General features: G+C 71.6%; 19 protein-coding genes and 1 pseudogene. 8 read left to right on the forward strand and 12 right to left on the reverse strand.

The window, feature by feature from the left end; genetic code table 11:
- Positions 1–7 precede the first annotated feature (7 nt).
- The 5 genes from ACFYZ8_RS21760 to ACFYZ8_RS21780 form a co-directional block, all read right to left on the reverse strand.
- Positions 8–799, reverse strand: coding sequence for an aldose 1-epimerase (locus ACFYZ8_RS21760; RefSeq protein ID WP_388537702.1), 792 nt, complete (start codon positions 797–799; stop codon positions 8–10).
- A 13-nt stretch (positions 800–812) separates the two neighbouring features.
- On the reverse strand, positions 813–1,604 hold the full coding sequence (locus ACFYZ8_RS21765; RefSeq protein WP_388537704.1) for an SRPBCC domain-containing protein: 792 nt from the start codon (positions 1,602–1,604) through the stop codon (positions 813–815).
- A gap of 70 nt (positions 1,605–1,674) precedes the next feature.
- Positions 1,675–3,303 (reverse strand): polyamine aminopropyltransferase, encoded by a 1,629-nt coding sequence (locus ACFYZ8_RS21770; protein ID WP_388537706.1) that lies wholly within the window; start codon positions 3,301–3,303, stop codon positions 1,675–1,677.
- Positions 3,304–3,392: 89 nt separating this feature from the next.
- Positions 3,393–3,917, reverse strand: a complete 525-nt coding sequence (locus ACFYZ8_RS21775) for a DUF2617 family protein (protein ID WP_388537708.1) — start codon at positions 3,915–3,917, stop codon at positions 3,393–3,395.
- 400 nt (positions 3,918–4,317) lie between these two features.
- Complete coding sequence (locus tag ACFYZ8_RS21780; protein WP_388537710.1) at positions 4,318–4,656, reverse strand: hypothetical protein; 339 nt, start codon at positions 4,654–4,656, stop codon at positions 4,318–4,320.
- Positions 4,657–4,786: 130 nt separating this feature from the next.
- On the opposite strand from ACFYZ8_RS21780, the gene ACFYZ8_RS21785 reads away from it, so the two are divergent.
- Positions 4,787–5,986 carry a pyridoxal phosphate-dependent aminotransferase gene (locus ACFYZ8_RS21785; protein ID WP_359039782.1) on the forward strand — a complete coding sequence of 400 codons (1,200 nt, stop codon included), beginning with the start codon at positions 4,787–4,789 and terminating at the stop codon, positions 5,984–5,986.
- Between the two features lie 2 nt (positions 5,987–5,988).
- Here ACFYZ8_RS21785 and ACFYZ8_RS21790 read toward each other — a convergent pair whose 3' ends face one another.
- The gene (locus ACFYZ8_RS21790; RefSeq protein WP_388537712.1) at positions 5,989–6,468 is read right to left on the reverse strand and encodes a hypothetical protein; all 480 of its coding nucleotides are present in this window, start codon (positions 6,466–6,468) and stop codon (positions 5,989–5,991) included.
- A 378-nt stretch (positions 6,469–6,846) separates the two neighbouring features.
- On the opposite strand from ACFYZ8_RS21790, the gene ACFYZ8_RS21795 reads away from it, so the two are divergent.
- Positions 6,847–8,748, forward strand: coding sequence for a hypothetical protein (locus tag ACFYZ8_RS21795; protein ID WP_388537714.1), 1,902 nt, complete (start codon positions 6,847–6,849; stop codon positions 8,746–8,748).
- Between the two features lie 382 nt (positions 8,749–9,130).
- On the opposite strand, the pseudogene ACFYZ8_RS21800 reads toward ACFYZ8_RS21795, so the two are convergent.
- Together ACFYZ8_RS21800 and ACFYZ8_RS21805 are read right to left on the reverse strand one after the other, a co-directional pair.
- Positions 9,131–9,700: pseudogene (locus ACFYZ8_RS21800) on the reverse strand (hypothetical protein); the annotation flags it as partial.
- A 399-nt stretch (positions 9,701–10,099) separates the two neighbouring features.
- Entirely contained in the window at positions 10,100–10,624 is a 525-nt protein-coding gene (locus ACFYZ8_RS21805; RefSeq protein WP_359039728.1) for a YbjN domain-containing protein, read from the reverse strand.
- A gap of 140 nt (positions 10,625–10,764) precedes the next feature.
- On the opposite strand from ACFYZ8_RS21805, the gene ACFYZ8_RS21810 reads away from it, so the two are divergent.
- The gene (locus tag ACFYZ8_RS21810; protein WP_388537716.1) at positions 10,765–11,253 is read left to right on the forward strand and encodes a hypothetical protein; all 489 of its coding nucleotides are present in this window, start codon (positions 10,765–10,767) and stop codon (positions 11,251–11,253) included.
- A gap of 33 nt (positions 11,254–11,286) precedes the next feature.
- Here the strand turns inward: ACFYZ8_RS21810 and clpB are convergent, their stop codons facing one another.
- A complete protein-coding gene (gene clpB / locus ACFYZ8_RS21815; RefSeq protein ID WP_388537717.1) occupies positions 11,287–13,884 on the reverse strand; it encodes an ATP-dependent chaperone ClpB in 2,598 nt (865 codons plus the stop codon).
- 126 nt (positions 13,885–14,010) lie between these two features.
- On the opposite strand from clpB, the gene ACFYZ8_RS21820 reads away from it, so the two are divergent.
- On the forward strand, positions 14,011–14,424 hold the full coding sequence (locus ACFYZ8_RS21820) for a pyridoxamine 5'-phosphate oxidase family protein (protein WP_388537718.1): 414 nt from the start codon (positions 14,011–14,013) through the stop codon (positions 14,422–14,424).
- Positions 14,425–14,552: 128 nt separating this feature from the next.
- Here ACFYZ8_RS21820 and ACFYZ8_RS21825 read toward each other — a convergent pair whose 3' ends face one another.
- Positions 14,553–14,888 carry a hypothetical protein gene (locus tag ACFYZ8_RS21825; protein WP_359039857.1) on the reverse strand — a complete coding sequence of 112 codons (336 nt, stop codon included), beginning with the start codon at positions 14,886–14,888 and terminating at the stop codon, positions 14,553–14,555.
- A 1-nt stretch (position 14,889) separates the two neighbouring features.
- Entirely contained in the window at positions 14,890–15,051 is a 162-nt protein-coding gene (locus tag ACFYZ8_RS21830; RefSeq protein WP_359039921.1) for a hypothetical protein, read from the reverse strand.
- Positions 15,052–15,179: 128 nt separating this feature from the next.
- Between ACFYZ8_RS21830 and ACFYZ8_RS21835 the strand changes: the two genes are divergently transcribed.
- From ACFYZ8_RS21835 to ACFYZ8_RS21850, 4 genes are read left to right on the forward strand one after another with little or no spacing between them, the layout of a single operon-like run.
- Positions 15,180–16,220 (forward strand): helix-turn-helix transcriptional regulator, encoded by a 1,041-nt coding sequence (locus ACFYZ8_RS21835; protein WP_359039859.1) that lies wholly within the window; start codon positions 15,180–15,182, stop codon positions 16,218–16,220.
- Positions 16,217–17,203 (forward strand): helix-turn-helix transcriptional regulator, encoded by a 987-nt coding sequence (locus ACFYZ8_RS21840; RefSeq protein ID WP_388537721.1) that lies wholly within the window; start codon positions 16,217–16,219, stop codon positions 17,201–17,203. Before ACFYZ8_RS21835 ends, ACFYZ8_RS21840 begins: the two co-directional genes overlap by 4 nt.
- Entirely contained in the window at positions 17,200–18,198 is a 999-nt protein-coding gene (locus ACFYZ8_RS21845; RefSeq protein WP_359039863.1) for a helix-turn-helix transcriptional regulator, read from the forward strand. The genes ACFYZ8_RS21840 and ACFYZ8_RS21845 overlap by 4 nt, the downstream gene beginning before the upstream one ends.
- Positions 18,195–19,184: a LuxR C-terminal-related transcriptional regulator gene (locus ACFYZ8_RS21850; RefSeq protein ID WP_388537722.1), complete on the forward strand. Its 990-nt coding sequence runs from the start codon at positions 18,195–18,197 to the stop codon at positions 19,182–19,184. Before ACFYZ8_RS21845 ends, ACFYZ8_RS21850 begins: the two co-directional genes overlap by 4 nt.
- Here ACFYZ8_RS21850 and ACFYZ8_RS21855 read toward each other — a convergent pair.
- Entirely contained in the window at positions 19,147–20,178 is a 1,032-nt protein-coding gene (locus ACFYZ8_RS21855) for a LuxR C-terminal-related transcriptional regulator (protein ID WP_388537724.1), read from the reverse strand. The two genes, ACFYZ8_RS21850 and ACFYZ8_RS21855, sit on opposite strands and share 38 nt — an antisense overlap.
- Positions 20,179–20,205 lie beyond the last annotated feature (27 nt).

The following is a 20,205-nucleotide window of genomic DNA, read 5'->3' on the forward strand; positions in this document are numbered from 1 at the left end:
TGTCAGCTTAGAGGCGGCGCCAGCTCCAGGTCGTCGAGGCCTCCAGCGGCTCCAGGGGCGTGACCAGGCGCGGCAGCGTGTTCAGGCCGTTGGGCGGCCCGGTCTGCGGCTCCACGCAGACGGCGGCCTCCTGCTCGTCGTACACCACGACCCACTCCTCGCGGCTGGCCACCTTCAGCTCCAGCTGCCCCGGCCAGGTGAGGGTGACGTCGACGCCGTCGGGCATGCCGAAGCAGTCGTCCCAGGGGCCGGGCTTCGGGTCGAGGCGGTTGCCGGTGGGCAGGTGGTCGTCGCCGCGCTCCTCCTGCCAGGCGGCGGTGAAGTCGAGCCGCACCGGCTCGCCGCCGTCGAGGGTGCGGTTGAACCAGGGGTGCCAGCCGATCTGGGCCGGGAAGGAGGAGTCGTACGTCTCCACGGACATGGTGAGCGTCAGCGCGTCCTCGGTGAGGGCGACGACCTGGGTGACCCGGCCGGGGTAGGGCCAGGGGTCGACGAGGTCGTAGGTGATGACCGCCTCGCCGGTGCCGCTGCGGGCGACCGTCCAGGCGCCGTCTCGCGCGGTGCCGTGGATGGCGTGCGGCGGGGAGTTCAGCGGCATCTGACGGACCGTCGCCCCGTCACGGAAGCGGCCGTCGCGGATGCGGCCGCACCAGGGGACCATCGGGAAGCAGCCGAACCGGTCGCCCTGGCGCAGGAGTTCGGTGCCGGCGACGCGCAGACCGCCGATGCGCCCGCCGTTGGCCGGTTGTACGGTCACCTCCGCGGTGCCCGCGGTCAGCGTGATGTCTTCATGGCTCACGGGACGACATTACTCAACGGCGTTTTCTCAGTACCCGGGTCACCACGATCGCCGATGCCAGCACCACGGCCGCCGCGGGTGCCGCCCAGCGCAGGGTCGCGCTCGAGGCGACCGTCTGGGGGGCCGGGACGGGGGCGTAGCGGCCCCTCGGGGGCGCGTGGTCGACCTCCTCCGCGCTGCGGCCGATCATGGTGCGGCGGGCGTGGGCCGCCTCGGCGGGTGGATCGGCAGGCGGCTCGGCGGGCGGATCCGCAGGCGGCTCGACGGGCGGTTCGACGGGTTCCGGGAAGGCGTCGGCGGGGGGTGCCGCCGGGGGTTCCTCGGGGGTCTCTGTGGCCTCCGCCGTCTCCCCCGCCTCGGGAGTCTCCTCCCCCTCCCCTTCCTCCTGCACCTCGCCCAGCGCCTCCGCGAAACGGTTCAGCAGACGTACGACCGCGGAGCCCACCGCGTCCTGGGGGAGTTCCGTGACGCGGCCGTCCGCCGTGGCCGTGCCGTCGAAGGTCAGGGTCGTGCCGCCGTCCGTGTCGGCGAGGCGGACGGTGAGGGCGAGCTTGACCGAGCCGGCGCCGCGGGCCTCGGTGGCGTCGCCCTCGACGGCGTAGGACCCGTCCTCCCGGGCCGAGACCTGGACCGCGCCCCGGTAGGTGATGGAGTGACTGCCGACCCGCACCTTCAGGCGCCCGGCGACGGGGTCCGCGCCGGCGTCCTGCTGGAGCCCGGGAACCGCCCGGGCGACCCTGACGGGATCCGCGAGGGCCTCCCTCAGCCGCTCGACCGGAACCGGAACGAACACCTCATGCTCCATGGTTGCCGAGCCTACCCAGGGGCGGCGGTCATGCACCCCCGTTGAGGGAAAGTGACCGCGCCCGCCGGTCTCAGTAGCGCGGATGCACCAACGTGGAGGGCGCGAGCCCCCTGACCCGCGTCGGCTGCGCCGCCCGCTCCGCCGCCTCCAGCCACTCCCGGGTGAAGGGCCCCCGCGGGTCCGGGGCCGGCACCGGGCGCGCTTCGCGCGCGGCCAGCACGAAGCCCCAGTCGCGGGGGGCCCGGTACAGGCCGTCCGTGCGGTCGGGGCCCGCGTCGGGGCCGGAGTGGCGGCCGCCGACGCGGTAGGGCGTGGTGCGCAGGCCCGCCGCGCGCAGGGTCGCGTCCACCGTCCAGAAGACCCGGGGGCGGGAGGAGACCGGGCCCGCGTGCACGACGAGACGGCCGTCGGGGGCCAGGACGCGGCGGACGAGGCCGTAGAACTCCTGCGAGTACAGCTTGGTGCTCGCGGTGACACCGGGGTCGGGCAGATCGGCGATCACCACGTCGTACGACGTCCCGGGCGCCGCGGTCCGCAGCAGACGGAAGGCGTCCGCCGTGGTCACGTGGGCGCGCGGGTCGCCGTAGACATGGCCGTTGAGCCGGGACAGCGCGGGGTCGCGGCGGGCCAGGCCGACCACGGCGGGGTCGAGGGCCACGATGTCGACCCGCCGTACACCGGGGTACCTGAGCACCTCGCGGGCGGCGAGGCCGTCGCCGCCGCCGAGGACGAGCACGCGCGCGTGGGGGCCGCTCATCGCGGGGTGGACGAGTGCCCCGTGATAGCGGTGCTCGTCGCGGCCGCTGACCCGGAGGCGGCCGTCGAGGTACAGGTCGAGGGGGTGGCCGCCGGTGCCGCCGGTGAGCACGACCTCCTGGACACCGGTCTGCAGGGCGACGCGTACGTCGTCGCCGTAGACCGCCTCCCGCGCGGCCCGCTCGAAGTCGTCGACGAGTACGGCGGCGGTGGCGAGGACGCCGAGCACGGCGAGGTTGGCGGCCAGCAGCAGCCAGCGGGCCCGGCGGGTCAGGTAGCGGCGGAACAGACCGAGGACCAGGGCGGCGCCCGCGACCGCGTTGACCGCGCCGGTGAGCATCGCGCCGGTCAACTGGCCCAGCAGCGGCAGCAGGAGGAAGGGGAAGGCGAGGCCGCCGACCAGCGCGCCGACGTAGTCCGCCGCGAACAGGTCGGCCACCGCGCCGCCCGCGTCCTGGCGGCGGATGCGCTGGGTCAGCTCCATCAGCAGGGGGACTTCGGCGCCGATGAGCAGACCGATGGCGAGGGAGAAGGCGACCAGGAGCCAGCGCGGACCGCTCGCCCACAGTCCGCCCCAGTCGCCGGTCCACGCGAACACGGCGTACAGCGTCATCGCGCTGCACCCGCCGACCAGCGCGAGCAGCGCCTCCAGGGCGCCGAAGGCGGCCGCCGCGTGCCGGCGCAGCCCCTTCGCGGCGAGCGAGCCGATGCCCATCGCGAAGACCATGACGGACAGCACCACGGAGGTCTGGGTGACCGGGTCGCCGGTCAAGTACGAGGCGAGGGAGACCAGTTCGAGCTCGTACACCAGTCCGCAGGCCGCGCAGACGAAGACACAGGCGAGGACGAGGAACCGGCCCGTGCCGGGGCGGACCGGCAGCCTCGCGGGCCCGGCCCAGGGCGGCGGAGCACTGGGCGGGGCGGGGGCGTGCGACTCGATCACGGTGCGACGTTACGTCACGGCTACGGCACGCTTCGTCACCCACACGTGTGGAACCGGGGGGTAGTTCGGGAGACAGGGGTTTGCGTGGCTCAGCCCGGCGTCCCCACCGGAACCCGGGCCCCGACGCGCGTCCGCGTGGCCACCAACTGCCCGTCCTGCGGGTACGCGTGCCAGGTCCGCCAGTGCACCTGGCCGTCGTACCGCTGGGCCAGCATCGCCGTGAACGCGTGCGGGCTGCCGGGAAAGACCCCGGCGAGTCCGTTCGGATGGTCGGACACCAGTGCCAGCAACTCCTGTGCCCGGCCCGCGAACTGACCCGGCGACAGCGCCTCGACGCGCGCGGCGAACTCGTACTCCCAGTCATCCACCCGCTTGGCCACACCGAGCGGCAGCGGCGTACTGCTTCCGGCGATGCACGCCACCGTCTCCGAGCACGTGCCGCGGTCCTCCTCCAGGAGCACTTGGTGGGACGCGCCGAGGAGTCTCAACTGAAGCTTCGCCCCGGCGATTTCGAGGTCGAGCGTGGCGAGGGCGGGCAACGGCTCCCGCCCCAGGGCCCAGGCGAGGTCGGCCGCGCGCGTGTCGGTGTACGAGGTGTTCAGGGTCGTGAGCATGGGTCGGCTCCGCTGGCACGCAAAGAAAGGGTGGTGTGGGGTTCCGGCACACCCGGGCGACTGTGGGGGGATCGGCCCGGTCAGCCCAGTCGGGAGGTCAGGAGGTGTCCGTAGGACGTCCGAGGGGCTGCGTGGTGTTTTAGAGGGAATCATGAACGGTGGCGCCACCACAGCGTTTTTACCCAACTTCGTGGGGTTTCCATCCCTCCGTGGGCTCCCCAGCTCAACTGTTCAACCACGGCGTGCGCCATGGCGGCCGGAGCGTGCGCCGGAGCACCGGAGTGAAAAAGCGACAAGCGGGGGCGTGCGGCCCGACCCAGGTCCGGCCGCACGCCCCCGCTTTCCCCCGCTCCCCCGTTTTCGGATGCGGTTCCCCCTGCCGGAGCTCAGCTGCCCCGTGTCAGCTGCCTCCCCCGCATCCGCCCCCGCCGCCGCAGGACGACCCGCCACCACAGGACGACCCGCCGCCGCAGGAGTGCCCGCCACCGCACGAGTGACCGCCGGAGTGTCCCCCGTCGTGACCACCGTGGTGACCGCCGTGGTGGCCGCCGTGGTGGCCGCTGCTCCCGGAGTCCGACCCGCCTCCGCCGCCGCCGACCCACCAGCTGTCGCTGCCCGCGGCGCCGCCGCCACCGGCGGCCCGTACCCGGCGGCGCGTCTGGCCGTTCCTGGACACGACAGCGGCCACGCCCACCAGGAACACGACCACGAAGACCAACAGGATGATGCCGATGACCATGGCGCCACCCTCCTTCCCTTACCCCCCGAAGCGACCCCCCGTGGGCGCCTCACCGGTTGCGTGAGCTGGAGATGCCCCTCCGTCTCACGGGCCAAAGCAGAGTTGAGGAACTCCAGAGCTTGGGCGCAGGATGACCGGCATGACCTCCACCGCGCGCCCCCTGCTCAACCGCCGTCTCGCCGAGTTCGGGACGACGATCTTCGCCGAGATGTCCGCCCTAGCCCTGCGGACCGGCTCGATCAACCTGGGCCAGGGCTTCCCCGACACGGACGGCCCCGAGGAGGTCAGGGAGGCGGCCGTGCGGGCGCTGCGCGACGGACGCGGCAACCAGTACCCGCCGGGTCCCGGCGTCCCGGAGCTGCGTACCGCGGTCGCCGCGCACCAGGAGCGCCGCTACGGCCTGTCCTACGACCCCGACACCGAGGTCCTGGTCACGGCCGGCGCCACGGAGGCCATCGCGGCGGCCCTGCTCGCCCTGGTCGAGCCGGGTGACGAGGTCGTCGCGTTCGAGCCGTACTACGACTCCTACGCGGCCTGCATCGCGATGGCGGGCGGGACGAGGGTCCCGGTCACCCTGCGCCCCCAGTTCGAGGGGGGTGCGAGCTTCCGCCTGGACCTCGACGAACTGCGCGCCGCGGTCACCGACCGGACCCGCCTCCTGCTCATCAACACCCCGCACAACCCCACCGGCACGGTCCTCACCCGCGAGGAGCTCACCGCGATCGCCGAGCTGGCCGTGGAGCGGGACCTGCTGGTGGTCACGGACGAGGTGTACGAGCACCTGGTGTTCGACGAGGCCGAGCACCTGCCTTTGGCGAGCTTCCCGGGGATGCGGGAGCGCACGGTCTCGATCGGCTCGGCCGGCAAGACCTTCTCCTTCACCGGCTGGAAGGTCGGCTGGATCACGTCCACGCCCGCCCTGGTCTCGGCGGTCCGCTCGGCGAAGCAGTTCCTCACGTACGTGTCCTCCGGCCCGTTCCAGTACGCGGTCGCCGAGGCGCTGAGCCTGCCGGACTCGTATTTCGACGCCTTCCGCAAGGACATGCTGGCCAAGCGCGACCTGCTGGCCGCCGGTCTGGCCGACGCGGGCTTCGAGGTCTTCAAGCCCGCCGGCACCTACTTCATCACCACCGACATCCGTCCCCTCGGCGAGAGCGACGGCTTCGCCTTCTGCCGCGCCCTGCCCGAGCGCGCGGGCGTCGTCGCCATCCCGAACGCGGTCTTCTACGACCACCGGGAGGCGGGGGCGCCGTTCGTGCGGTTCGCGTTCTGCAAGAAGGACGACGTCCTCCGCGAGGCCGCCGACCGGCTGCGACGGCTGGCGCCCTGAACTCACGCCCCTTCAGCGGTGGCCCGGTCCATGACCTGCCGGTGCCAGGCCACCGCGACGCTCTGCGGGACCTCGGCCGTCAGTCCCTCTTCCATGGTGAAGGCGAGTGACCCGTTGTAGACACCGCCGCCGCAACCGTCGGACTGGTGGGTGAGCCTCTTCTCGGCCGAGACGTCGATGAGAGGTCTGTCAGCGCCCTGGCGGGTGATCCGCAGGCGCACGGAGCCGATGTCGGGGCCCACGTCGTCCGGCAGCGGCAGGTCGACGCTCGTGATGTCCTCGTCGGGCAGCCGGTCCTTGACGCACTCGCCCTTCGCGCACAGTTCCGCCCAGGCCCCGGCGAGATCTCCGTGCCCCTCGTGCACGACGTACACGCCGACACCGGCGACGACGCCCACGCCGCCACACGCCGGGGACGAGCCACAAGCGGACATCGCCATGAGCAGCGTGGAGACGCCGACAAGTACGCGCGGCCTCGTCACTCGCGTCACCATCACCATTTCTCGGCCCCTCCCGGGAGTGCGTTGTGGGACGGCACATACTTCATCACCACCGACCCCGGCGCCCTTCGGCGAGAAGGACTTCTTCCACCCCTTGGGACAAACGGCGAGTTTCTTGACACGCGGTTCTGAGCCGCTTCACGATCTTCACGCTGCTGCCACTCCTGCCGCCCACTCCTCACCCGTACCCGGTGACCTGGGGGCGGTCCGCGCTCCGCCTTCCGCCGAGCCAGGGGCAGGCCGAGGAGGAGAGAAGTGGGTATATCCCGATCTGTCAGATCGCTCACCGTTGCTGCGAGTACCGCTGTGCTGTGCGCCGTCGCACTCGCGCCGACCGCTGTCGCGGACGACACAGGTGCCGTGGTCACGTTCGACGGCATCTCCTCGGACGCCGGAGGGGACGGCACGGTCAGCGCCGGACAGACCGTCACCGGCACGACGGATGTCACCTTCACGGTGCACGCGGACCCGGACGACGAGCCGACCGACGCCGTGGTCAGCATCACCGGCGGCAACCAATACCAGGGCACCGGCACGGTCAAGCAGACCTTCACCCTGAGCCCGGGACAGTGCCTGCCCTCCTGCACCCTGCACGCGACCCTGGACACCGCCGCCACCCAGCAGTTCGGGGGTGCCGCGAACGGGGTGGCCGCGCCGCTGGTGAACGACGGCGCGAACTCCGTCCACGTGGAGGTGGACAGCCCTCGCCCGCGGACCGTCATGGCCGACGCCGCCGTCACCGTCGACAACAACCGGCCGGTCGTCACCCTGCCCGACCTTCCCGGCGACGACGCCTGGACCACCTACAAGCCCGTGGGCCTGTCCGCGGACGGCGAGTTGTCGCTGCGAGCCACCGCGACCGGCGACAACGGCGTTGCGCGCGTACGGTACTTCAGCCCCAGAACGGCCTGGCCCGCTCCCGTCGACCTGACCGCCCCGGACAGCGGCGCGACGTGGACCACCACGCTGGACACGAGCGCGGTCCCGGCCGGCCTGTACGCCGGAGACCTCTACGTCGTGGCCTACGACAAGGACGGCCACGCGGGCTCCCCGGTCCCGGCCGTCACCGTGGTCGACCACGGTTTCACCATCACGCCGAAGCTCGGCACCGTCATCCGCCCGGACAAGACGCCGGTGATCGTCGACTACGCCTACCCGCCGGCGCTCAACAAGACGTTCCCGTCCAACCTGAACTACGCCTACCCGGTCAGCACCACCGTGTCGCTCGACGGCAAGGCGCTGACGACGACGCCGGTCGGCGCCTACACCTACCAGGGAAACACGGACGGCTTCATCGCCGACGTCGATCAACTCCCCTACGGCACCCACACGTTGACGTTCGACTCGGTGGACAACCGCGGCGCCCACGGCCGGGTGGACCTGCCGGTGCGGGTGGTGTCCGAGACCACGCCGACCTGGACGAGCGGCTTCCAGGACTTCCCGGTGACGGGCAGCAGCTGGAAGTTGGCCGCCACGACATCCGCCGCCGACGGCGTCAGCCGGGCCGAGCACTGGACCATCGACGTCGACGGCACGGCGGTCGCCACCGGCGGCTACCCCGCGCAGCCCTCCGGCACCTGGAAGGCCGCGGCCCCCGGGGTGCACGAGGTCACGCTGACCATCGTCTCCCAGTTCGGCGACACCACCGTCAGCAGCATGCCGCTCCGCGTCCTGGCCGCCACGACGACCAAGCTGACCGGCCCGGCCACCAGCACCTACGGCCGCACGGCGACCTTCACCGCCACCGTGACCCGGACCGGCGCCAAGCCCGCGGCCGGCGCCAAGGTCAGTTTCCAGTACAGGCAGGCGGGGACCACCGTCTGGAAGACCCGGGCGACCGTCGCCGCGGACAGCACCGGCAAGGCCTCCTACGCCACGACCGCCCGGTACAACGGCACCTGGCGCGCCGTCACCGCGGCCAAGAACCTGGCGTGGGCGTCCTCGACCAGCACGACGCTGACCTCGCACGTCAAGGCCGTGCTCACGGTCAGCAGACCGGCCACCACCGCGGTCCACAACAAGCCCGTGTCCTACACCGCGCTCAGCTCCCCCTACGTCAAGGGGACCGCACTGCGCTTCCAGGCCCGCAAGAAGGACGGCACATGGGTGACCCTCACCAGCGCCACCCTCTCCACCACGGGCAAGGCCACGGCGAGGATCACCTTCTCGCACACGGGGACGTGGACGCTCCGGGTCTACCGCCCGGGCACGACCGATCTGACGAACTCGTACTCCTCGTCCTGGACGGTCAGGGTCAGCTGATCCGAGACGCCGGGACGGCCCCGACCAGCCTGCGGACAACCGTGAGCTGAAACGGAGCACATGGAAAGCGGGCGCCCGCCCACAGGCTGTGGACGGGCGCCGGGCGCCCGCCACGCCCTCCCGTCACGGCCAGGTGCGCTCAACGCGGTCGTGCCGTACGGCGTAGGCCGCCGGGCCGCCCTTCTCGACGGCCCGATGGACCGTAAGTGATCCACTCTCGTCCGGAACATCCTGCCCGTCGTCAGGAAAGATGCCCCGATGCGGTGAACCGTCCACCCGCAGGCTCTCAGCGCTTCCGCGACACGGCGACCGAGGTTCCGGTCGAGGAAGAACTCAGGCGGCAAGGTGCACCACGGCCCGGCAGAGCGCGTCCACCTGCTCAGCGGGGGTCGATCCGGCGCAGGGCTGTGAGTACCGCGACGGCTCGGGGGTCGGCGTCGGCGAGCGGGTCCGCTGCCCCCGCCTGGGCCGATACGGGCGCGGCCGCCGTTTCCTCAGCGGGCGCGGATGCGGGTGTGACCGCAGCAGCGCCCTGCTTTCGGGGTCTACGCGGCTTCGGTGGCTCGGGGGGACCGTCCGGGTCCGGGGCCGGGTCCGGACCGCCGCCGGGGACGTCGTAGAAGTACGTGCGGGTACGGACGTGCCCGGTGCGCGTTCGCTCGCGGCGGCGCTCCAGGTACCCGGCCGCTTCCAGCTCCCTGAGCGCCCGCGAGATCAGGATCTCGCCCTCACTGAAGTGCTGGCACAGGGCCGGGATGGTCACGGGGGTGCCGTCGGGCAGCGAGGAGATGTACGCCGCGACGCCGACCGTGACCGCGCTGCCGCGCCGCTGGGCGAGGGCGTTGGAGAGCACCGTGAAGTCGGCCGTGAGGCGGGTGCGGACGTGGATCACGCCGGAGGTCGGAGCTCCGGCGTCGGCGCGCGAGGGCGCGTTAGACTGCGGGTCAGCCATCGGGAAGCTGTTCTCTTCCTGATCGGTCAGGCCCTCGTTCGGGATTGCAGTCCCGGCGGGGGCCGAAGTCTGTGTGCGGTTGTCGCGGCGAACGTAACCGCCCGAATCCCGCGCTGCAAGCCGGTCACTCGGACGGGTGACGGGAGCCGTGCGGCCGGCCTCGCGGGCCCTGCACGGACTGGCCTCGCGGGCGCTCTGAAACAGGGTTACCCACAGCCTGTGGACGGCCGCCACGCCCGCCGAAAGGCACCGGTGCCGCCGGGCGACCGACCGGCGCGGACGACGAGAGCCCGGCCCGGACGCGCGGCCGTGGTGGCCGGTGCCCGGGCCGGGCTCTCGTTCGGTTACGGCGCGTATCGGGTCGTCACAGCCGATGCGCCCGCGCGAGCGGGAGGACGCCTACTCGTCGTCCTCGGGCTTCTCCGCGTCGTTGACGTCCTCCTCGAGGCCGAGCTGTTCGACGAGCCACTTGTCGAACTCGATGGCGGCGCGCACCCAGCTCACGGTCGAGGAGACGAAGTGCTCCAGGGCGACGCCGGTGCCGATGAGCATCTGCGCCTCGCCGATCAGACGGACGGTGCCGTCGTCATGGGTGTGGCTGTAGACCTTGGGCCACAGGGTGCGGCGGTTCCAGTCGTCGATCGACTCGAGCAGCTGCGGCTTCTCGTCGATCTGGTGGGGGCGGTCGTAGAACGTCCGTACCGAGAAGACCTGCTGGTCGGCCTCGCCGCGGAACATGAAATACGTACGGAACTGCTCCCACGGCGCCGCGAGGTCACCCTCGTCGTCGACGACATACTTCAGCTCCATCTGGTCGAGGAGCTGCTTCACAAGATCCTGATCCGGGACGACGGGGCCCGCCGGTCCTTGCTGCGGCTCGGGCTGGCCCCCGAAGTTCGGAATCGAGGACGGGTCGATGGTCACCGTGAATTTCCCTTCGTACGGATTCCGCCATCCTCCCCCATCCAGGGAGGGGGGTGGCAAGCCCCGACGGACCCTGTCCTCCCAGGGCTGACATGATCCGGTCAGCCACGGAAAACGAGGGCCGAGGAAACGGGGAGGACATGACCGCGACGCAGACCGGAACACCGGTGGAACAGAGGGTGCCCGGCAGGACCAGATGGGGGGTCTTCCTGGCGATCCTGGCCGTGCCGACGCTGGTGGTGGCGGCCCTGGTCGCGTTGGTGGTCGCCTGGTTCTTCACGGACGACTCGGTCGCGCCGGACGTGAAGGAGACCTCGTGCGCCGAGGCCCTGGCCTTCGGCGGGGCGAAGCTGCCGGCGGGGACGCGCGACACCTGGTGCGGGCTCCAGGCCGGGCCGGAACCCCGCTACGAGGCGCGTTTCCTGATGCCGCGCGGCGAGATCGACGCCTGGGTGGCGGCCGGCTTCCCGCAGGGGCCGAAACTGCGGACCACGCAGTGCGGCGACGCCCAGGTCGACGCGTGCCTGAACGCGGATCCGGTCGCCGGAGAGCGGGCCTTTGTACAGATCGAGATCACCCACGACAGCCGCAACTGGTCCGAGGTGCGGTTCGAGGCGTTCAGGCGGTGAGGAGGGGGCGCCGCCCCCTCCTCACCCTCGTCCTCAGAGCGTCTTGCCGGTCGCCGGGCCCACGATCAGCCCGTCGCCGAAGGCGTCCACCCGGACCGTGTCGCCGTCCTTGACCTCGCCGGACAGGATCTCCTTGGCGAGCCGGTCGCCGATCGCGGTCTGCACGAGGCGGCGCAGCGGGCGGGCGCCGTAGGCCGGGTCCATGCCCTCGACGGCGAGCCAGTCCAGGGCCGCGTCGGTGATCTCCAGGGTGAGCCGGCGCTCGGCGAGGCGCTGGGCGAGCCGGTCGATCTGGAGCCGCGCGATCCGGCCGAGCTCGTCCTTGGTGAGGGCGGAGAAGACGACCAGGTCGTCGAGCCGGTTGAGGAACTCCGGCTTGAAGGAGGCCCGGACCACCTCCAGGACCTGTTCCTTCTTCTCCGTCTCGCTGGTGATCGGGTCGACCAGGAACTGGCTGCCCAGGTTGGACGTCAGCACCAGGATCGCGTTGCGGAAGTCGACCGTACGTCCCTGACCGTCCGTCAGACGCCCGTCGTCCAGCACCTGGAGCAGGATGTCGAAGACCTCCGGGTGGGCCTTCTCCACCTCGTCGAGCAGCACCACGCTGTACGGCCGCCTGCGGACGGCTTCCGTCAACTGGCCGCCCTCCTCGTAGCCGACGTAGCCGGGAGGCGCGCCGACGAGCCGGGAGACGGTGTGCTTCTCGCCGTACTCGCTCATGTCGATGCGGACCATCGCCCGCTCGTCGTCGAAGAGGAAGTCGGCGAGCGCCTTGGCGAGTTCGGTCTTGCCGACGCCGGTGGGGCCGAGGAAGAGGAAGGAGCCGGTGGGCCGGTCGGGGTCGGCGATCCCGGCCCGGGTGCGGCGGACGGCGTCGGAGACGGCCTGCACGGCCTCGCTCTGGCCGATCAGCCGCTTGCCCAACTCCTCCTCCATGCGCAGGAGTTTCTGCGTCTCGCCCTCCAGGAGGCGGCCGGCCGGGATGCCGGTCCAGGCGGCGACGGTGTCGGCGATGTCGTCGGCGCCGACCTCCTCCTTGACCATGGTGTCCTTGGCGGCCTCCTCCTCGGCCTCGGAGGCGGCCTCCAGGTCCCGCTCAAGGGTGGGGATCTCGCCGTAGAGCAGCTTGCTGGCGGTGTCGAAGTCGCCGTCGCGCTGGGCGCGTTCGGCCTGGCCGCGCAGCTCGTCCAGCTTCTCCTTCAGTTCACCGACGCGGTTGAGGGACTGCTTCTCCTTCTCCCAGCGGGCGGTCAGGCCCCGCAGCTCCTCCTCCTTGTCGGCGAGGTCGCGGCGCAGCCGCTCCAGGCGCTCACGGGAGGCCGGGTCGGTCTCCTTGACCAGCGCGAGCTCCTCCATCTTCAACCGGTCGACCCCGCGCTGGAGTTCGTCGATCTCGACGGGCGAGGAGTCGATCTCCATGCGGAGCCGGGAGGCCGCCTCGTCGACGAGGTCGATGGCCTTGTCGGGCAGGAAGCGGGAGGTGATGTACCGGTCGGAGAGGGTCGCGGCGGCCACCAGCGCGCTGTCGGCGATCTGGACCTTGTGGTGGGCCTCGTAACGCCCCTTGAGGCCGCGCAGGATGGCGATGGTGTCCTCGACGGTGGGCTCGGCGACCAGCACCTGCTGGAAGCGGCGCTCCAGGGCGGGGTCCTTCTCGATCCGCTCCCGGTACTCGTCGAGGGTCGTGGCACCGACCATCCGCAGCTCACCGCGCGCCAGCATCGGCTTCAGCATGTTGCCGGCGTCCATGGAGGAGTCCCCGCCGGCGCCCGCGCCCACGACGGTGTGCAGCTCGTCGATGAAGGTGATGATCTGCCCGTCGGAGTCCTTGATCTCGGCCAGGACCGTCTTCAGGCGCTCCTCGAACTCACCGCGGTACTTCGCCCCGGCGACCATCGCCCCGAGGTCGAGCGCGACGAGCCGCTTGTCCTTGAGCGACTCGGGCACGTCCCCCTTGACGATCCGCTGGGCGAGCCCCTCGACGACGGCGGTCTTGCCGACGCCGGGCTCGCCGATGAGGACGGGGTTGTTCTTCGTACGGCGGGAAAGGACCTGGACGACCCGGCGGATCTCCTGGTCGCGGCCGATGACGGGGTCGAGCTTGCCGTCCCGCGCGGCGGCGGTGAAGTCGGTCCCGAACTTCTCCAGGGCCTTGTACTGCCCCTCGGGGTCGGCGGTGGTCACCCTGCGCCCTCCTCTGGCCTTCTGGAAGGCGTCGATCAGCTTCTTCGGGGTGGCACCCTGCCCGGTCAGCACCTCGGCGGCCGGTCCGCCCTTGGCGGCGATGCCGATGAGCAGGTGCTCGGTGGACAGGTACTCGTCACCGAGGTCCTTGGCGCGGGCCTGCGCGTCGGCGATGACGGTGAGCAGGTCGCGGTTGGGCTGCGGGGGCGCGACGGTGGACCCGGCCACGCTGGGCAGCGAGCCGAGCACCTTCTCGGCCCCGGCCCGCACGGCGGCCTGGTCGGCGTCGGCGGCCGCGAGCAGATCGACGATGTTCTCGTTGTCCTGCCCCTGGAGCAGAGCGAGGAGCAGGTGGGCGGGGGTGAGGTCCGGGTGTCCCTCGGTCACGGCCCGGTTGCTGGCCGCGTTGATCGCGTCCCGGCTCCGGTTGGTCAGCTCGGCATCCACGTGTCCGTACTCCTCCTGCTGTCGCTCCTGTACCGACTCCTGTACTGACTCAGTCAGCGTACATAAAGTTGAGTCTATTCCACTCAAGGCGGTCCACGGGAGGAATGGGGGGCTAGCTTTCCCGGCATGACCTCCTACGCCCAGGATCCGGGTGCCCCGGACCCGTCGTTCCTCAGCTTCTGGCGCGAACGGCATCTGTGCACACTGACGACACCCCGCCCGGACGGCACCCCGCACGTGGTGCCCGTCGGGGTGACGTACGACCCGGAGGCCCGTCTCGCCCGGGTGATCACCAACCGGACCAGCGCGAAGGTACGGCACGTGCTGGCGGCCGGCGAGGACGGGGCGGCGGTGGCGGTGTGCCAGGTGGCGGGGCGGCACTGGGCCACGCTCGAAGGGCGGGCGCGCGTCCGCACCGAGCCGGACCGGGTGGCGGAGGCGGTACGGCGGTACGCCGAGCGCTATGAGCGCACTCCGGCGCCGAACCCGCAGCGGGTGGTCATCGAGATCTCACTCACGGGAGCGATGGGGCATTTCTGAGCCAGAGCGGAACCGCCCGATAAGCCGAAATGTCGCCCAAAACTGCAGCGGCGTCACCGTGTTCAGGTCACGGTGACGCCGCTGCGGGGGGAAGCACCTGAGCGATCTGTTACGACGGGGGAATCGCGTCAGGCACTGCGGGGGGTGGCTGTGATGGTCCGCGGAGTGGGGGTTTCCGGTTCCACCAGCCGATGGTCTCGTTGGTCCAGGTTCACAAAGATCATTCCGTACCGGATGGCACACCGAACGGGCTGCGGCGCCCCCCGAGGCCGCCGCAGACACCGGTACGCCCGTACGTCCTCGTCCTCGTCGCGCGTGACGACCACCGGTTCGCCGAAGACAGTCACCATCAACGAGTCACCGGGGTGGGGGATCGCGGTGACGAGATCGATGAAGTGCCAGCCGGAGCGGTAGGCGGTGGCCATTTCTCTGCGGAAGGAGCGGTCGTCGGGTGGGGTAGTCATGTCAGTCCCAGACCGTGTCCGCCGGGAACGCCTGCACCTCGTCACCGGCGACCACGGTTTGCGCGGTCCCGGTGGCACCCACTCCATGAACGTCGCTCTTCGCACCGGAGAGGCCGGCGAACGCGCCGAGCGCCACAACGGCGGAGAAGGCGGCGACAAGCACCGAGCGAAGCATTCTGTTACGCATAGTCGGCTTCGTCCTCACTTGAAAGTCCCCTTTTCCCCCGTCGAGTAAGACGATGGCTCATTCGGGCACGTCATGGCCACACGAACGGTGCATCATGTTCCTGCATGTTCAGGACCCTGGGGGGTGGAAATTTGGTAGCGAATGGGACTAAGGCGACACATCCCCATGCGGTGACCGAGTTGTGTGAGGAAGGTGGCCGTCTTTACGCCAACGCTCTGCGGACAGGACGCGTCTCGCGTGCGGACGCGGAGTCGGTTCCCTGTCTGCTGGAGTTCGCCCTCCTGCACCCCGATCCGGACGACGCGAACTGGATGCTCCCGGTTCCGCCGTCGGTCGCGCTCGCCCAGCGACTGAACCCGCTGGAACACGAGATCACCGAGCGCAGGCGGATGTCGATCGAGCTGGCCGACGCCTTCGAGCCGTTCATGTCCCTGAGCGCCCAGCAGGTGGCACCGGCGCACTCGATCACGGTCCTGGAGGGGCTCGACCGGATCAACACGGCGCTCGACCTGGCGACGTCCCAGTGCCAGTCCGAGGTGCTCACGGTCCAGCCGAGCCGGGGCCAGCGTCCCGAGAACCGGCTGATCGAAGGGCTGGAGCGGGACAGGACCCTCATCGAGCGCGGCGTCCGCATCCGGACCCTGTACCAGCACGTCGCCCGGTACAGCCCCGAGCGGCTGGCCTACATGGAGCAGTTCGCCGACGGCAAGGTGGAGTACCGCACCATCGACGAACTGGTGGAGCGGCTCATCATCTGCGACGAGACCGTGGCCTTCATCCCCGTCCGGGACGACCGGCAGGTCGCCCTGGAGCTGCGGCACCCGGGTCTCGTGGGCTATCTGGTCAAGGTCTTCGAGTTCATGTGGAGCCGGGCGGTCCCGCTCAGTGCCGGCGCCCCCTACGAGACCGCGCCGGACGGCATCACGGACATCCAGCACTCCATCGCCAAGCTCCTGGTCGAAGGGCATGTGGACGAGGCGATCGCCCGGCGCCTGGGCATGAACGTACGCACCTGCCGCGCCCACATCGCCAAGCTCGCGACCGCCCTCGGCAGCGGCAGCCGCGCCCAGCTCGGCTTCCTCATCGCGCAGTCGGGCATCCTCGACCAGGGTCACTCGGCATCGCAGGGGGACGGCCGCCCGTGACCGGGGCTCACACGCACGGAACCGAGGAATTGTGCGCGGCGGGCCTGAACCTGTACACCCGTGCGCTGCGCGAAGGCCGGGTGGACGCCGGGGAGGCGGACCAGGCGCCCTGTCTCGTCGACCTCGGTCTGCTGCAACCGGACATCGGGGACCTGCGGTGGCTGCGGCCCGTCAGCCCGGCCTTCGCCCTGCACCGGCTGCTGCGCGGCGTCGAGGACCGCATCGCCGACGAACGGCGCCGTGAGGAGCGGCTGGCCGCGATGTTCGAGCCGCTGGTGGGGGTCGGCGCCCGGTCCACGGCACCCGCGGAGACGCCGACGATCAGTGTCCTCAGCGGTCTGGACCGTATCGGCGAGGCCATTGAGCGGACCGTGGCGGGCACCTCGGGCGAGATGCTCACCATCCAGCCCCACACCCATCACACCCCGCCTGCCGAGATCTACGCCGAGGCGCTGGCCCGCGATCAGGAACTGCTCGACCGCGGCGGCCGTATCCGCACCCTCTACCAGCACACCCAGCGGCACGCCCCCAGCATCCTGGCCCGCTACGAACGCCTCCGCGGCGACGTCGAGGCCCGCACCCTCGACGAGGTCACCCAGCGGCTGATCGTCGTCGAGCGCGAGGTCGCCTTCATCCCCGCCAACCAGGACCGCACCCTCGCCCTGGAGATCCGCCACCCCGCCATCGTCGGCTTCCTCGCCACCGCCTTCGACCGCCTGTGGCGGCTGGCCACCCCCATGCACCCCCAGGCCGTGCAGCAGCCGACCCTCAACGGCATCACCCCCCGCCAGCGAGCCATCGCCGCCCTCCTCGTCGAGGGCCACACCGACGCCGTCATCGCCGACCGCCTCGGCATGAACATCCGCACCGCCCGCGTCCACATCGCCAAGCTCGCCGCGACGCTGGGCAGCGAGAGCCGCGCCCAGCTCGGCTACCTCATCGCGGAGTCAGGAATCCTCAAGCAGGAGGGAGAGACCGAGTGACCCCGGTGCCCCACCCCGAGCACGGCGTGGAGAACCTGTGCGCGGCAGGGACGGAGCTGTACGCACGGGCCCTGCGCGAGGGGTACGTGCCCGGCGCCGACGCCGCAAAAGCGCCCTGTCTGCTCGACTTCGGGCTCCTGCATCCCGCCGTCACGGACCCGGAGCGGCTGGAGCCGGTCGCGCCGGCCGTCGCCCTGCACCGCATGCTGCGGATCGCGGAGGAGCGCGTCGCGGACGAGAGACGGCGCGAGGCCCGGCTGACCGAGACGTTCGAGCCCCTGATGCGGATCGACGGCCGCCGTACGGGCGCCGGTGACTCCTCGATGATCAGTGTCCTCAGCGGCGTCGACCTCATCGGCCGGGTCATCGGACAGGCCATGGCCGACAGCTCGGAGCTGCTGTCCATCCAGCCGAACACCAGCGACCGGCACACCGAGCCGCCGCCCTTCGTGCATGTCGAGGCCTTCGACCGCGACCAGGCGCTGCTCGACCGCGGCGGCCGTATCCGCACCCTGTACCAGCACACCCTGCGCCACGCGCCGAGCGTCGTGGCCCGCTACGAGCGGCTGAACGGCGACGTGGAGGCCCGCAGCCTGGACGAGGTGACGGAGCGTCTGATCATCGTCGACCGGACCGTGGCCTTCATCCCCGCCAACAAGGACCGCACCCTCGCCCTGGAGATCCGCCACCCGGCCCTGATCGCCTTCTTCGTCACCGCGTTCGACCGGCTGTGGCGGCTGGCCACCCCGATGTACCCCGAAGCGGTCCAGCAGCCCACGCGCAACGGCATCACCCCCCGCCAGCGGGCCATCGCCGCCCTGCTCATCGAGGGCCACACCGACGCCGTCATCGCCGACCGGCTCGGCATGAACATCCGCACCGCCCGCGTCCACATCGCCAAGCTCGCCGCGACGCTGGGCAGCGAGAGCCGCGCCCAGCTCGGCTACCTCATCGGGCAGTCCGGCATCCTCGGGCCGGAGGAGGCGGGCGCGTGACGACGGTGGCGGCACACCCGGAGCACGGCCCGGACGACCCGTGCCCGGAAGGCATCGAGGTCTACGAACGTGCCCTGCGGGAGGGCGGGATCGACAGCCGGGACGCCTCGTCCGTCCCCTGTCTCGTCGGCACCGGGCTGCTGCGGCCCGACGCCCGGGACACCGGCCGGCTGGAGCCCGTACCGCCCGCCCTGGTCCTGCACCGCAGGCTCCGCGCCACCACCGACCGTGCGGCGGACGAGCGGCGACGCCAGGAGCGGCTCGCCGAGGCGTTCGCGCCGCTGCTGCGGATCGGCGGGCGCAGTACGGCAGCGGAGAACCCGGCGATCCGGGCCATCAGCGGCACCGGGCCCATCAACGAGGCCATCACCAAGGCCATGACCGGCGTCGAGGGCGAACTGCTGTGTGTGCAGCCCAACGTCCACTACAACGACAGCCGGGGCGCCGCCGCCCAGGTCGTGGCGATGGACCGGGACCAGGCGCTGCTCGACCGCGGCGCCCGTATCCGCACCCTGTACCAGCACACCCAGCGCCACATGCCGCTCGTCCTCGCCCGCTACGAGCAGCTGCGCGGCGACGCCGAGGCCCGTTCCCTGGACGAGGTCACCGACCGGCTCATCGTCGCCGACCGGGACGTCGCGTTCATCCCCGCCGGCAAGGACGGCACGGTCGCGCTGGAGGTCCGGCACCCGGCCCTGGTGGAGTTCCTGGCCGCCACCTTCTACCGGCTGTGGTGGCAGGCCACGCCCATGTATCCGCAGACCGTGCACCGGCCGAGCCTCAACGGCATCACCCCGCGCCAACGGGCCATCGCCGGACTGCTCGTGGAGGGCCACACCGACGCCGTCATCGCCGACCGGCTCGGCATGAACATCCGCACCGCCCGCGTCCACATCGCCAAGCTCGCCGCCACCCTCGGCAGCGAGAGCCGCGCCCAGCTCGGCCACCTCATCTGGCGGTCCGGGATTCTTGACCGGGGAGCGTGACGGGGGCGACCCCGGCCGTCGGCCCGTCCAGGCCCACCTGCGCTATCCGCACGCCCAGTTGCGTACGGCTGGCCGCCCCGAGCGTCTCCGACAGCCGGGCGATGTGGGCCCGGCAGGTGCGGACGCTTATCCCGAGGCGTTCCGCGATCACCGCGTCCTGGTGCCCTTCCGCCAGCAGCGCGGCGATGGACTGCTCGCGGTGGGAGATGCCCTCGATCCCGGTGTCGGGCAGCGGGGCGGTGAGGGGGATCGCCAGGCGCCACAGCCGCTCGAAGACCGTCACCAGGTACTCCACCAGCGCGGGGTGCCGTAGCTCCAGGGCGAGGGTGCGGTCGGCGTTGGCGGGGATGAAGGCCACCGTGCGGTCGAAGAGGATCAGCCGGTCGATGACCTCGTCCAGCGTCCGCGCCTGGACCGCGCCGCCCATCAACTCCAGGTAGTTCAGGAGCCCTTGGCCGTGCCGGGCGACATGGGTGTACAGGTCCCGCATCCGCACGCCCCGGCCGCGCAGCGCCAGCGCCCGGTGCAGGCCCTCCGTCAGTTCGTGCTCGGGACGGATGCCGCCGGGCTGGACCGTGAGGACCTCCGTGGTGCACGCCTCGGTCGCCTCGTCCATCGCGGCCTGGATGCGGGACAGGCCGTCGAGGACCCGGATCGCGGTCCCCTCGCCGGCACCCGGCACGACACTGGGTCCGAGGCCCGCGTACCGCTCGACCGCCGCGACCGCCTCACCCACCCGCCGCTGGCTGGCGCTGACCTCGTCGTGGACCCCGCGCAGCAGCCGGGTCATGACCTCCTGCGGTGCCGTCGGCACCAGCCAGTCCATGTCGTCGGGGTCCGGGTGCAGCAGGGCGAGTTCGAGCAGGCAGGGCACCGGTTCGGCGTCGGAGCGCGGCACGCGGCCGCGCCGTACGGCCCGGGAGTACACCCGGTCCCCGGCCTCGCACAGCCGGTCAGCGCCGTGTGGATGGTCGTCCGCCCCGAGCCCGGCCATTGCCCATCCCACCCCCGGTTCCAGCGT

It is taken from the genome of Streptomyces sp. NPDC001668, from assembly GCF_042893155.1.
Classification (GTDB): Bacteria; Actinomycetota; Actinomycetes; order Streptomycetales; family Streptomycetaceae; genus Streptomyces.